11 protein-coding genes are annotated in these 13011 nt (G+C 73.2%); 4 read left to right on the top strand and 7 right to left on the bottom strand.

Going from position 1 to position 13011, the window contains the following annotated elements:
• The first annotated feature begins 479 nt into the window (after nt 1–479).
• The gene (locus ACH4VO_RS03555; protein WP_360989509.1) at nt 480–1694 is read left to right on the top strand and encodes a histidine kinase; all 1215 of its coding nucleotides are present in this window, start codon (nt 480–482) and stop codon (nt 1692–1694) included.
• Entirely contained in the window at nt 1691–2347 is a 657-nt protein-coding gene (locus tag ACH4VO_RS03550; RefSeq protein WP_360989511.1) for a response regulator transcription factor, read from the top strand. The genes ACH4VO_RS03555 and ACH4VO_RS03550 overlap by 4 nt, the downstream gene beginning before the upstream one ends.
• Before the next feature lie 105 nt (nt 2348–2452).
• Here ACH4VO_RS03550 and ACH4VO_RS03545 read toward each other — a convergent pair whose 3' ends face one another.
• From ACH4VO_RS03545 to ACH4VO_RS03515, 7 genes are all read right to left on the bottom strand, one after another.
• Nucleotides 2453–3661, bottom strand: a complete 1209-nt coding sequence (locus tag ACH4VO_RS03545; RefSeq protein WP_360989514.1) for an acyltransferase — start codon at nt 3659–3661, stop codon at nt 2453–2455.
• Nucleotides 3658–4704 carry an alpha/beta hydrolase gene (locus tag ACH4VO_RS03540; RefSeq protein ID WP_360989516.1) on the bottom strand — a complete coding sequence of 349 codons (1047 nt, stop codon included), beginning with the start codon at nt 4702–4704 and terminating at the stop codon, nt 3658–3660. The genes ACH4VO_RS03545 and ACH4VO_RS03540 overlap by 4 nt, the downstream gene beginning before the upstream one ends.
• A 481-nt stretch (nt 4705–5185) precedes the next feature.
• On the bottom strand, nt 5186–5866 hold the full coding sequence (locus ACH4VO_RS03535) for a response regulator transcription factor (RefSeq protein WP_360989518.1): 681 nt from the start codon (nt 5864–5866) through the stop codon (nt 5186–5188).
• Nucleotides 5863–7209, bottom strand: a complete 1347-nt coding sequence (locus ACH4VO_RS03530; RefSeq protein ID WP_360989521.1) for a sensor histidine kinase — start codon at nt 7207–7209, stop codon at nt 5863–5865. Before ACH4VO_RS03530 ends, ACH4VO_RS03535 begins: the two co-directional genes overlap by 4 nt.
• Nucleotides 7210–7348: 139 nt before the next feature.
• Nucleotides 7349–8278, bottom strand: coding sequence for a DUF4429 domain-containing protein (locus ACH4VO_RS03525; RefSeq protein WP_360989525.1), 930 nt, complete (start codon nt 8276–8278; stop codon nt 7349–7351).
• A 98-nt stretch (nt 8279–8376) separates the two neighbouring features.
• On the bottom strand, nt 8377–9597 hold the full coding sequence (locus tag ACH4VO_RS03520; RefSeq protein WP_360989527.1) for an alpha/beta hydrolase: 1221 nt from the start codon (nt 9595–9597) through the stop codon (nt 8377–8379).
• A 235-nt stretch (nt 9598–9832) separates the two neighbouring features.
• The gene (locus ACH4VO_RS03515; protein WP_360989529.1) at nt 9833–10501 is read right to left on the bottom strand and encodes a TetR family transcriptional regulator; all 669 of its coding nucleotides are present in this window, start codon (nt 10499–10501) and stop codon (nt 9833–9835) included.
• Between the two features lie 239 nt (nt 10502–10740).
• Between ACH4VO_RS03515 and ACH4VO_RS03510 the strand changes: the two genes are divergently transcribed.
• Both ACH4VO_RS03510 and ACH4VO_RS03505 read left to right on the top strand, forming a co-directional pair.
• Nucleotides 10741–12228: an MFS transporter gene (locus ACH4VO_RS03510; RefSeq protein WP_398440878.1), complete on the top strand. Its 1488-nt coding sequence runs from the start codon at nt 10741–10743 to the stop codon at nt 12226–12228.
• A gap of 209 nt (nt 12229–12437) precedes the next feature.
• Entirely contained in the window at nt 12438–12863 is a 426-nt protein-coding gene (locus ACH4VO_RS03505) for a peptidase inhibitor family I36 protein (protein WP_360989535.1), read from the top strand.
• Nucleotides 12864–13011: the final 148 nt, after the last annotated feature.

Genomic DNA, 13011 nt, shown 5'->3' with positions numbered 1-13011 from the left:
GTGGAGGGGGCGGCCGTGTGCGTGGGGGGAGGGCGGCCTCGTGCGGCCGGCCGGTCGGGAGGGCCGCCTGGGGGGTCGGACGGGCAGCGCGCTTCCGGAGGGGCTTCACGGCCTCCGGGGGCGGCTCACTGCCGCTCTGCCGTCGGCCGGCGTCGCCGGAGAGGGCGGTCGGACGGGTCCACGCCGGCCCTGCGGGCCCCGACGACGCGTGGCGGCCGGGCACCGCGGCGTACGTGACCGACGTACCGGGATCCCGAGGCGGAAGCCGGACCCGGACCAGGGCGGCAGCACCTCCGGGGGGTTCCCCAGCGAGCTGAAGTCGGCCGTGATCATGACATGCTCCTCGGGTGATGAACGGCGAACGCCGCCCGGTGAAGACCACTCTTCTGCGCCGCGCCCCCGCGGCGGATCGGGCGAAAGACAGATCATGGGCGGCCGGCTCCGACTTTCGGCCGGTCGGCGGGAGGAGGGTGAGAGGAATGTCGAAGGCGGCGCACACGGTGGCCGGGGCCACACGGGGAATCGGACGTCCGCACCTGCTGCCCGTCACGGTCCGGCTGCTGCTCGTCGGGTGCCTGGCCACCCTCGTCGTGCTCGACTGGGTGGGCGGCGACTCCTACCGGATCCTGGACGACGGCCCCTCCGCGCTGGGCCCCGCCAAGCTGGGTGGCGCCCTGCTGGGCATCGCTCTCGCCGGGGCCTCGTCCCGGCTCGGCAGCCGGGCGCTGCCAGCGGCCGGCAGCGCACTCGCGGTCGTGTCGCTGTGCCTCTCCGCGGCGCTGCACCTGGAGTTGTCGGTCGGCTCTCAGGCCCTGGGATTCGCCGAACCGGCCGCGCTGGTGTGGCTCCTGCTGGTCACGGCCCGCCGCGGGAAGCCGTCGTGGGCGGCAGTGGCCGTCCCCGTGCTGTTCCTGGCGATCGTGCTGCGGCCGGTGTCGATCTCGATGAGGCAGTCCACCACGATCATGGCGCTGATCTTCGCCCTGGTGGCGGTCACGGCGTTGGGCGCCGGCCTGGGGATGCGACTGCTCCTGGTAGACCGGCGGCGGCAGGCGGCGGCGCTCCGGCTGGAGCAGCGGGCCGAGTTCGCCAGGGACCTGCACGACTTCGTCGCCCACCATGTGACCGGCATTGTCGTGCAGGCGCAGGGCGCCCAGGCGATCGTGGGCCGGCGGCCCGAACTGGTGCCGCCCGCGCTGGAGCGGATCGAGCAGGCGGGCTCCGAGGCGCTGACGTCGATGCGGCACATGGTGGGGATGCTGCGTGACGCCGACGGCGAAGTGGCGCTGACGCCGTTGGCGGGCATCGGGGAAGTGCGGTCGCTCGTCGAGGAGTTCTCGGCCGTCGGCGGCGCCCGGGCCCGGCTCGACGTGGAAGGCGCCTTCGACGACCTGCCGGTGGAGGTGACCACCACCGCGCACCGGGTGGTGATGGAGGCCCTCACGAACGTACGCAAACACGCCCAGGGGTGCACCGAGGTGCGGGTGCGTGTGGAGCGTTCGGGAGACCGGGTGACCCTGCGGGTCGGTGACGACGGACGACCGCGCCATGTCTCGCAGGGCGGCTTCGGACTGAAGGGGCTGTCCGAGCGGGTGGGGCTGATCGGCGGAAGCGTACAGGCGGGCCCGGTGACGGCCGGCGGCTGGGCCGTGGAGGCGACGCTCCCGGTGACGGCAGGGATGGCGGTCTCATGACGATCCGGGTGCTGATCGCCGACGACCAGGCCATGGTCCGTGCGGGGTTCGCGATGATCCTCGCCGCGGAGGACGACATCGAGGTCGTCGCCGAGGCCCCGGACGGGGTGCACGCCGTGGAGCTGGCGGAGCGCCACCGGCCCGACGTGGTGCTGATGGACATCCGCATGCCCCGTATGGACGGGCTGGAGGCGCTGCGCAGGCTGACGCGGCCCGGCACCGTGAACCCGCCGAAGGTCGTGGTGGTCACGACGTTCGACGACGACGAGTACGTCCAGCGCGCACTGGGCGAGGGCGCCTCCGGCTTCCTGCTCAAGGACTCCGGCCCGGCCCTGCTGGTCGAGGCCATCAGGGCGGCCGCCTCCGGTGAGGCGCTGGTGAGCCCGGCCATCACCGTCCGGCTGCTGCGGCACCTCCACAGCGCCGGGCCCGCCCCGCGGAGGCCGCACACGGCGCTCTCCGCCCGGGAGGAGGACCTGGTGCGTCTGGTGGCCAGAGGACTGACCAACGCCGAGATCGCCACCGAACTGACCATCTCGGTGGGCACGGTGAAGACCCACCTCGGCAACGTGCAGACCAAGCTGTCCGCTCGCAACCGCGTCGAGATCGCCGCCTGGGCCTGGGAATCCGGCCTCGTCCACGGACGGGGGTAGGGCGTCCCGAACGTGGGGCCGACTGGCCGAAGAGCAGGCCGGCCGCCGCCGGGCGGACGGGACGTCCGGAACACGGTCCGGGCCGGTGGGCGCGGTTCCGCGCGCTCAGGCCGGCCGGAGCGCGAAGACCGCGAACCCCGCCGCGAGCAGCCCGGCCGCGGCCCGGCGGGCGGTCCCGGCACGGCTGCCCTTCTCCCACGGTGCCTCGAACCGGCGGGCGTACCGGGAGATCAGCGCCAACAGGGCGGCGAAGAGCGGCATCCACAACAGCCGGGCCAGGATCCAGCCGGCCGAGTCCGGACGCGTCGTCAGCCCGGGCACCGCCCCGGCGAAGGACGCCGGCACGGCCGCGGCCAGCATCGCCGTCTGGTGCCAGCACAGGATCGTCATCGCCGACAGGTTGACCACCACCACCGGGGCCCACAGCGCGGGGCGGCGCAGTGCGCGGCCGATCCGGCCGTGCAGCAGGACCGCCGCACCGCTCTGCGCCGAGGCCAGCGCGAGGACCAGCAGCGACGGCGGGTGCGAATTGGTCCGTGCCTCGCCGGGTACGCCGACCATCGACGCCGGGTAGTGCAGGACGAGCAGCAGCACGGCGAACAGGACCGTGCCGCCGACGAGCAGTACGCGCGCACCGCGCCGGGAGAGGCGCCCTTCGCCCCAGCTGACCCCGAGTTGATAAGCGAAGAGCCAGCCCGGAAGGATGTTCAGCACCCCGATCCACGACGGCACGGCCTCCGCGTACGGGCCGTAGCGCAGGAAGTCCACCGCGGCGACCGAGCCGATCAGTGGTGCCGCCGCCCAGCCGCCGAGCCGCCGGGCCTGCCGCACGCACCAGGGCGTGAGGGCCGTGACCACGGCGTACACCCCGACGAACCAGAGCGGCTGGATCACCAGCTTCGCCCCCGTACGCAGGGTGTCGCCGGGCACGCCGGCCGCGTACAGCACCGGGATCATCAGCGCCCACACGGCGGTCACGCCGAGCACCGGCCTGCCCAGGCGGACCATCCGGCCGCGCAGCCAGGCACCGGTGGTGGACGGCCTGCGGTGGTAGGACAGGACGGAGGCGTACCCGCCGACCAGGAAGAAGATCCCCAGCATCTGGAGCACCCAGCTCACCGGGGAGAACACGGCGAAGGTGGAGAGCGGGCTGGCGTTGTGCAGGGCGCCCGCACCGTCCAGGTGGAAGCCGCCGAGCAGCCAGTGACCGGCCGGGACGGCCATCAGGGCGAGGGCGCGCAGCCCGTCGACCGCGCGGTCGCGGTGGGCGGGGGTGCCCGCGTCGATGCGGGAGACCAACCGGCGCACGCTCATCGGGAGACCCCCTCGGCGATGGCGGCGAAGGCGCGGAGCGAGTCCGTGCCGGGAACGAAGTACCCGGTGTGGCCCTCGGCGTCCTCCGCGGGCACCCGGCGCGCCCCGAACTCCTCGTCGGCCGGGTCGGCGCCGTGCCCCAGACCCGCCACCTCCACATGCGGTACGTCGTCGATCCAGTCGGTGTCGTCCTTGGCCGCCCAGACGCGGGCCCGGGTGTGCAGATCGGTCACGTCGTCGGCGCGCATCCCGGGAGAGCCGAGCACCACCAGGTCCGTGGCGCCGAGCCCGGAGGCCGCGAGCCCGCACACCACCGAGCCGTAGCTGTGGCAGAACACGGCCGGCGCCGGGAGCCCGTCGGCCGCCAGCCCGGCGGTGAACCGGGTCAGCCGCTTCGCCCCCGCCTCGGCGAGACCACCGGTCGCCGCGTCCAGGCCGAGGCCCACCGGTGTGGTGTAACCGGCCCACGCGATCACGGCGTTGCCCGGGCCCGTCCCCGCGTACAGCGACCGCGCCATGCCCGCCGGAGTGCCGTACACGTCACCACCACGCCGGTCGAAGGTTCCCGCGTCGATGTCCGAGCCGGGCACCACCACGGACACGTGCCGCGCGGAGCGGAGGTCCCCGAACACCTCGGCGACCTGGCCGCGCCCTCGCGGGTCGAACGCGAGGATCTGCCGTCCGGAGGCGGCAAGACGGGCATACCGGAAATCCGTGGAGGCCCGCAGCGCGAAGGAGTTGGCGCGGTAGCGGAGCTCCAGCGGCACACCGTCCAGATTGCCGACCACCGACGGGTGCCGCTCCAGCAGCGATTGCCGCTGATCGGCGCTCAACTCCCTGAAGAACCGGTCCACCTGCGCCGGTGTCGCGCGGCCCGGGTCGGGCAGAGCCCTGCCCAGCATCCCGTCGGCACGCCAGGCGGCGCTGCCGGGCGGTGGCCCCGTCACCGCCCGCTGGGTGTCCCCGGACGCCCAGCCGGCCGTCCCCGCCACCACTGCGGCAGCCAGTGCGAACCCGGCCAGCGTCCTCGCGAATCGGCGCATCGTGTCCTCCCCGTACGGCGTGCGCACACCGGCCGGTGTGCGCGGGAGGAAGGTAGGAGGATGGCGGGTGGCAGGGCGTCACCCCGCGGAGCCAAGCGTCCGTTGATACCGGGGTAGGGGGTGTACGGGGGGACAGCCCCACAGCGCACCGGGTGGCAGCTGGTGCAGCGGGGGGACGAGCTGCGAAGCGCCGGGGGGTACGGGGCAACGGGAGGGCGGTGAGAGGGTTCCGGGTGTCCGGGGGCGGGGATGGTGGGACGGGCTCGCGCGTCGGGCGCGGAGCGTGGCGGGAGTGCCCGGTGTCGGGGCGCGGGTGCCTCGAAGGGCTCGCGCGCAGGGGCGCGGAGGCGGTGGGACGGGTGGCCGCGTGCAGAGGCGCGGGGTGTCCGGAGGGTCCGGCGGGTCGGGGTGCGGTGGGACGGCCTCGCGTGGCGGGGCGCGGGTGTGGTGGGACGGTCTCATGGCCGGGTGCGGGCGCGGCCTACGCTTCGCCCGGGGCCACCAGCCCCGACTCGTACGCGAAGATCACAGCCTGCGCGCGGTCACGCAGCCCGAGCTTGGCCAGCACCCTGCCGATGTGCGTCTTCACCGTCTGCTCGGCCAGCACCAGCCGCGCCGCGATCTCCTGGTTCGACAGGCCCCGGGCGATCAGCTCCAGGACCTCGGTCTCACGCGGCGTCAGGCCGTTGAGCCGCAGGGCCGGTCCGCCGGACGGCGGGGCCGGCCGCTGACGCGCGAAGTCCGCGATGAGCCGCCGCGTCACGGACGGCGCGAGCAACGCGTCCCCCGCCGCCACGACGCGCACCGCCGCGATCAGATCCGCCGGCGGGGCGTCCTTCAGGAGGAACCCGGACGCCCCGGCGCGCAGCGCCTCGTACACGTAGTCGTCGACGTCGAACGTGGTGAGCATCAGCACCTTCGGCCGGTGGACCACCCCCACCGCCGGACTCAGCAGCTCGCGGGCGGCGGCCAGGCCGTCCATCTCCGGCATCCGGACATCCATCAGGACGACATCCGGATGCACCGTCCTGCTGACCTCGACACCCCGGCGCCCGTCCGGGGCCTCGCCCACCACGTCGATGTCGCTCTGCGCCGCCAGCAGCGCGGCGAATCCGGCCCGCACCATGGCCTGGTCGTCGACGATGATCACGCGGATGGTCACGGGTCCTCCGGGTTCACGGATGCCGGGGGCGGCTGGTCCGGCGGCAGCGGGAGCCGCGCGGCCACCCGGAAGCCCCCGTCCGGCAGGGGGCCGGTGTCGAGCGTGCCGCCGGTCAACCGTACGCGTTCCCGCATGCCGACCAGCCCGTGCCCCGTACCCGACACCTCCACCAGTGAACTCGGCTCCTGCGCCTCGTCGTTGACGACCAGCACCGTCAGATGACCGTCCCGCGCCGTGACGGACACCCGGGTCCGCGCACCCGGCGCGTGCCGCACGACATTGGCCAGCGCCTCCTGCACGATGCGGTACGCCGACAGGTCCACCGCCTGCGGCACACCGCCCCGCTCCACCGCCTCCCGTACGGCCGCCGCCAGCGACAGCTCCGCCGGGAGCCCGGCCCGCACCGTCGCCTCCACCAGCTGCTGCAGCCGGCCGAGACCGGGCTGCGGGGCCAGTTCCCCCGGGCTGCCGTCACTGCGCAGCACCGACAGCAACCGGCGCATCTCGGCCAGCGACTCCCGGGCCCCGGCCGCGATCGACGCGAACTCCGCCCGCGCCTCTTCGGAGAGCCCGTCGAGCCGGTACGGAGCCGAGTCGGCCTGCACGGTGATCACCGACATGTGGTGCGCGACCACGTCGTGCAGCTCACGGGCGATCCGGGTGCGCTCCTCCAGCAGCGTCCGCTGCGCACGCTCCGCCTCACTGATCGTCTCCTGCTCGACGAGCAGCCGCCGGGCCTCGCTGCGTTCCCGTAGGGCGGCCCCGATCACCAGCACCACCGCTCCGAGGACGGACATCAGGAGCGCGCCACCGCCGGCCCGCGACGGTACGAGGAGGTGCAGCAGCTGCCCGGCCACGCCCGTCACCAGCCACACCCCGACCAGGGTGCGCCTGCGCTCGCGCAGGCCGAGGGCCAGCAGCACGAAGAGATAGCCGATGATGACCGGTGGGGGCCATGGCCAGACGGCGTCCTGCCGCTCGGGCTGGACCAGCAGGGCGCCCAGGACATCGGCGGCGAAGACGATCCACCAGGTCTGCAGCGGCCGGTGGGCCAGCATCAGCAGCGGCGCGGCCTGCCCGACGGCCAGCGCCCCGGCGATCCCGCCGGACACCCCGTAGTCGCCGGTCAGCACATCGATGGTGACGGGGAGCAGGGTGGCGGTGAGGGCGACGACGGCCACGTAGGGCAGCAGCCGCAGCCAGCGCCTCGGGGAGTCGGCGAACAGCGGGGTCGGCGGATGGGACGCGTGGGACAACCCGTGGGCGAGCTCGCGCAGATTGCGGTGGGCGGCGCTCAGCAGACCGTCGGCGGGCGGCGGGGGCCCGGCAGGAGTGGTGGCCATGATCGGGTCAGGGTAGGCGGGGGACCCCGTGCCCGGCGTCATACCGAGGGGTCGATCACGGGCTCGCGCGCCGTACCGGGGTAGGGGGTGGCAGGCCGGCCCGGACTTCGGGCGGGCGCCTGCGGCGGCGGGGTGCCGCCTACAGCTCCGCGAGCAGCTGGGCCTTCTTCGCGCTGTACTCGTCGTCCGTCACCAGACCGGCCTCGTGCAGATCGCCGAGGTGCCGTATGCGCTCGGCGATGTCCGCCGGATGCGGCCGCTGCGCACCCACGGCGACGGGCGCCGCCAGGACCGGAGCCGGCTGGGTCCTGCGTACGGCCTCCAGCACGGCGGCGGCGAAGGGCAGTGACTCGTGCACCGGCCCGTACCCCAGGCCGAACACGACGGCGGCCGGGTCCTGGTCCGCCTGGGCGGGCCGCGCGGCCGGGCCGGTACGCGCCGCGTCCGCCCCGGGCGCGCCCAGGCCGTCCGGGCCGCGCTCCGAGGCCGCCGAACGCGGTACGAGACGCAGATAGCCCTCGAACGCCTCGGGAGAACGCCACTCGACCCCCCCGAGCTCCGCCACCGGGAACGTCTGGTCGCCCGCCTTCCACTTGGCGCTGGACGCACCCGTCCAGAACCACCGGAAGGAGACCCGGGCCCCGTCGAAGGCGGCCCGGCCGTCGTACGCCTTGAACTGCATCGGCGCGTCGGGGGCCGTGACCAGGAACCGGTCGGCGGGCAGGGAGGCATCGGGTTCGAGCAGGGCGCGCAGCTCTTCCGCGTAGTACTCGGCGAGCGTTTCGCGTTCGGCGGGCAGCACCAGGCGGTACGGGTCGCAGCTCTCCTTGAGCTGGCCCGCCGCGGCCTCCAGCAGCGGATCGGCGCCCGGTCTCGGCACCGCGCGCAGGACCACCGTGTCCCGCTTGCCCGGGGTCAGCGTCACCGACGACAGCGCCGCGTACGGTATACGGCGTTCACGCAGGCTCTGGAAGAGCCTGGGCGTACGGATCCCCCGTTCGAAGCGGATGAGCACGGAGTCGGCGTCGAACTCCCAGGTGGCTTGATTTCCGACCAGCACATCACCCATGTGCCTCATCGTATGCGGCACGGGCCCACACGTCCCCCCTCGGTCACCGGCAATCCCGGCACGGCTGTTCGGCGTTCTCTACGCGCGTCGGCCTCTCCCTACGCCAGTCCGACCGCCGGCTCGCCGGAGATCTCGCGGTGGCACGCCTGGTCGGTGCTCGCACAGCTGACCGAGTCGTACGCTCCCACGCCGATGGCCGCGAAGTTGCTGAGACTGCGGGTTCCCGGCTCGAAATAGCCGCTGTGCCCCATCGCCCCGCTCGCCGACAGGATGCGCGCGCCGAACCCCGGGTCGACCGGATCGGCGCCGTGGCCGAGCCCGCCGACCGCCATGTTCGGCACGTCCTGGATCCAGTCGTCGCCGTCGCGCATCGCCCACACCCGGGCCCGGGTGTGCAGGGCGCCCACGCTGGCGGCCCGCATCCCGGGGCTTCCCGCGACCGCGATGTCGGAGACCCGGGAAGGCAGGTCACGCGCGGCGAGGCCGCACAGCACGGAGCCGTAACTGTGGCAGAACAGCGTGACCGCCGACGTGCCGGGCAGCGCGCCCACGAGCGCGTTGAGCCGCCCCGCCCCGACCGCCGCGAGCCTGCCCAGCGCGGCGTCCATCCCGAGGCCGGCGGGTGCCGTGTAGTCCGCCCACGCGATGACCGCGGTGCGGGCACCGGGGCGGGCGGAGCGTTCGGCCCCGTACAGGGACCGCGCCATGCCGACGGGCGCCGCGTTCGTCTTGCTGCCGGTGCGTTCCAGGGTCAGCAGACTCGTGTCGACGCCGGGGACGACGACCGAGACCCGTTCGGCCCGGTCCAGGTCACCGAAGACCTCGGCCGCGTGGCCCCGGCCGGCCGGGTCGAAGGAGAGGATCTGCCGGTCACCGGCGAGTAGCGAGCCGAAGCGTTCCACCCGTCGAAGGGCTTCGTCGCGGCCGTCGGGGGAGAGTCTCGCGTCCCTGGTCCGTGCGAGCTCCTCCGACTTCGCCCGCCGGAGCGCCTCCCGGTTGGCCCGGTAGCGCAGTGTCACGGGGACGCCGTTCAGATTGCCCACCACCAACGGGTACTTGTCGGTGAGTGCGACCTGCTGGCCCGCCGTCAGCGTCGCGAAGAAGTGCGCGAGCCGGGCGGCGGGAGCGTCCGCGTCCGGGAGGGCGTGACCGGCTATCCGGTCCTTCGCCCAGGAGGCGAGCGCGGCCTCGCGCGGTCCGGCGGAGTGCTGATGACGCACGGCGGTCCACCCGGTGGTCGCCAGCATCACGAACACGACCGCGATGGCGAGCACAGCGCGCCATGCGGTGAGCGTGGGGGAGGAGTCGAAGGAAGTCACTGCGCCCCACCCTAGGAGACGCCCACGAGCGGTCGTCGCAGGGGTGACGCGGATCACCCGTCCGCAGGGAATCGGCCGTCCGTTTTTCACGCTGCGTGCACCCCGCTCTCACGGTGAGCGGTGCCGATGTCCGGTCCGGCTGCCGGAATCCGCCCCGGCACCCGACAGAGGCCGCGGCGCTGTGAGTTCGGCCATGGCGGCACAGTGAGGCGTACGGCACAGTTGTGCGGTTCGCCTAAGCGGCGCGCCAGTTGCCCGACAGTGCAGGTCCGAGATGGTCCAGGTGGTATTCGGTCAGCTGGCGGAGTGCGTCGACACCGGCGTCCTGGCGTCGGCCCCAGAGCTGGCCGGCCAGCCGCATCACACCCGAGAACGCGGCCACCGCCACCCTGGGGCGCGGGTCGGTCTCCGGGTCCAGCCCCTCACGCTCCGCGATCACCTGGGCGACCTGGGACTCGAGATCGATGCTGCGCCGCAGATGGGCGGCGAGTAGTGCGGGCGTCGATTCGATCATCCGGTAGGTGCGCGCCTGGAGTTCGCCCGTGACGTCCCCCGCGGCGGCCTCCGCCATACTGTCCCACGCGTGCAGCGCGGCCCGGCGCATGGCCTCGAAAGGGGGTTCGGCGGCGGGGCGTTGACGCAGCTCCGTGAGAAAGCGCGTCTCCACCGACTCCTGGACGGCGAAGGCGACGGCTTCCTTGTTCGCGAAGTAGCGGAAGAAGGTGCGCTGGGAGACCTCGACGGCCTCGACGATCTCGTCGACCGTGGTCCGCTCGTACCCCTGGGCGGCGAAGAGGTCGAGAGCGGCGTGCAGCAGGGCCTCGCGTGTGCGCTGCTTCCTGCGTTCACGCAATCCGGCCGGGGCCCCGCAGGGGAGCACCCCGGAATTCTGCCTGCGCGTCACGAACCGGACCTCTTTCCGCCGCTTTGACCGGCTCAGCCTACCTGTGAGCTACGTGACAGTTACTGTCATGTGAATTGGTTTGTTAACTGTCAGTGGCTGACACTAATCTCCTGCGCATGACTAGTCAGACCACTGTCGAGAAGGCGCCGCGGGAGCCCGAAGACACTCTCGTTCCCGCACCGGTGAAAGGACTGCGCGGCCACCCCTGGCTGACGCTGTTCGCCGTCGCCATCGGCGTGATGATGGTGGCGCTCGACGGCACGATCGTCGCCATCGCCAACCCCGCCATCCAGCAGGACCTCAAGGCCTCGCTCGCCGACGTCCAGTGGATCACCAACGGCTACATGCTGGCCCTCGCGGTCTCCCTGATCACCGCGGGCAAGCTCGGTGACCGCTTCGGACACCGCCAGACCTTCCTCATAGGCATCGCGGGGTTCGCCGCGGCCTCGGCGGCCATCGGCCTCTCCGGCAGCGTCTCCCTGGTGATCGCCTTCCGGGTGCTCCAGGGCCTCTTCGGCGCCCTGCTGATGCCCGCGGCGCTCGGCCTGCTGCGCGCCACCTTCCCCGCCGAGAAGCTGAACATGGCCATCGGCATCTGGGGCATGGTGATCGGCGCGTCGACCGCGGGCGGTCCCATCCTCGGCGGCGTGCTCGTCGAGCACGTCAGCTGGCAGTCCGTCTTCTTCATCAACGTGCCGGTCGGTGTGATCGCCCTCGTCTTCGGCCTGGTGATCCTCAAGGACCACCGCGCCGAGAACGCGCCCAGGTCCTTCGACATCGGCGGCATCGTGCTGCTGTCGCAGGCGATGTTCTGCCTGATCTGGTCGCTGATCAAGGGATCCGAGTGGGGCTGGGGCGACCCCAAGACCCTCGGCTTCCTCGGTGGCGCCCTGGTCCTCTTCTTCGTGTTCGCGCTCTCCCAGAAGAACGTCCGCGAACCGCTGATCCCGCTGGCGATGTTCCGCTCCGTGCCGCTCTCGGCCGGTGTGGTCCTGATGGTGCTGATGGCCTTCGCCTTCATGGGAGGCCTGTTCTTCGTCACCTTCTACCTGCAGAACGTGCACGGCATGAGCCCGGTCGACAGCGGTCTGCACCTGCTCCCGCTCACCGGGATGATGATCGTCGGCTCGCCGCTCGCGGGAGTCGCGATCACCCGGTTCGGTCCGCGGGTGCCGCTGGTCGGTGGCATGGTGTCCGTCGCGGTCGCCATGTTCGGCATGTCGCAGCTGACCATCGGCACGGGCACGCTCACCATGTCGCTCTGGTTCGCACTGCTCGGCTTCGGCCTCGCGCCGGTCATGGTCGGCGCCACCGAGGTCATCGTGGGCAACGCCCCGATGGAGCTCTCCGGTGTCGCGGGCGGGCTCCAGCAGGCCGCCATGCAGGTCGGCGGCAGCCTCGGTACGGCCGTCCTGGGCGCCGTCATGGCCGCCCAGGTCGACGCGAAGCTCGACGACAACTGGAAGGCCGCGCAGCTCCCGCCGGTCGACGCGGCGCAGCTGGACCAGGCGTCCTCCGCCATCAAGGTCGGCATGCCGCCGGTCGCGCCCGGCACCCCGCCGGAGGTCGCGGCGAAGATCGCGGGTGTCGCCCATGACACGTTCGTGTCGGGCATGAGCTCCGCCTTCATGGTCGCCGGAATCGTCGCGGTGGCCGCGGCCCTGGTCGCCACGCTCACCAAGCGGGGGGCGAACGCCGAGGCCGGCATGGGGGCGGGACACATCTGACCCCCCGCGTCCCGGAAAGTGCGCCCCGGCGCACGCCCGGCGCATCACGCCGCCACAGCGTCAACACGACGCACCCGACAGCCCCGCCGGACAGCACCGGCGGGGCAGTCGCCTATCAGGGTGGTCCGCCGGCCCGCCCCTTCCCCGCCCCCCTGTACGCAGGTCACAGTGCGGACATCGAAGCACTCGACCACGGGGGTAGATCCACCATGCGTACGACCGTTCTCGCCGCCACACTGGCAGCCACCGCACTCGTCCCGGCCACCGCCCTGGCCGGCACCGCGCCGGAGGCTCACCGGCCCGCCACCGGGCAGGAGCGCTCCCGCAGCGCCCCGCACGCCACCCCCGCCGGGCTCGCGCCGTGCGGATCCGGGCAGCTCTGCCTCTGGGCGGAGCCCGACTTCACGGGGGCGGCCCAGACCCACGAACTCTCCACCGTCGACATCGAGAGCTGCGTGCCCCTCGCCTCCGGCACCACCGCCCAGGCCGTCGTCAACCGCACCGGCCGCCCCGTCACCACCTTCCAGTCCGCCGAATGCGCGGAGACCGGCGAGTTCGAGACGTACCCGGGCGGCGGTACCTGGGTGCCGCGGTCCCCGTACACGGTGCGCGCCTTCAAGATCTGGGAGAGCTGAGCGGGCCGGAGAGGGCCGCGGGAGACGCCGAAGGGCGGCGGGACCGGTACGGCCCGCCGCCCGCAGGGCGTGTTTCGAAAGTCCCGTCTGCCCGGCGACGCCTGGCACGCGCACTCGCCGCGTTGTCGGGATCACCCCGATACACCAG

It is taken from the genome of Streptomyces sp. NPDC020780, assembly GCF_044334475.1.
In the GTDB taxonomy this organism is placed as follows: domain Bacteria; phylum Actinomycetota; class Actinomycetes; order Streptomycetales; family Streptomycetaceae; genus Streptomyces.
Note: the sequence above shows the minus strand (reverse complement) of the source record. Positions and strands in the feature narration are given on the sequence as shown.

Bases quoted from the DNA above. Each gene is read 5' to 3' on its own strand.
- ACH4VO_RS03555 (WP_360989509.1), top strand. From the start codon at position 480: ATGTCGAAGGCGGCGCACACGGTGGCCGGGGCCACACGGGGAATCGGA.
- ACH4VO_RS03550 (WP_360989511.1), top strand. From the start codon at position 1,691: ATGACGATCCGGGTGCTGATCGCCGACGACCAGGCCATGGTCCGTGCG.
- ACH4VO_RS03545 (WP_360989514.1), bottom strand. From the start codon at position 3,661: ATGAGCGTGCGCCGGTTGGTCTCCCGCATCGACGCGGGCACCCCCGCC.
- ACH4VO_RS03540 (WP_360989516.1), bottom strand. From the start codon at position 4,704: ATGCGCCGATTCGCGAGGACGCTGGCCGGGTTCGCACTGGCTGCCGCA.
- ACH4VO_RS03530 (WP_360989521.1), bottom strand. From the start codon at position 7,209: ATGGCCACCACTCCTGCCGGGCCCCCGCCGCCCGCCGACGGTCTGCTG.
- ACH4VO_RS03525 (WP_360989525.1), bottom strand. From the start codon at position 8,278: ATGGGTGATGTGCTGGTCGGAAATCAAGCCACCTGGGAGTTCGACGCC.
- ACH4VO_RS03510 (WP_398440878.1), top strand. From the start codon at position 10,741: ATGATGGTGGCGCTCGACGGCACGATCGTCGCCATCGCCAACCCCGCC.
- ACH4VO_RS03505 (WP_360989535.1), top strand. From the start codon at position 12,438: ATGCGTACGACCGTTCTCGCCGCCACACTGGCAGCCACCGCACTCGTC.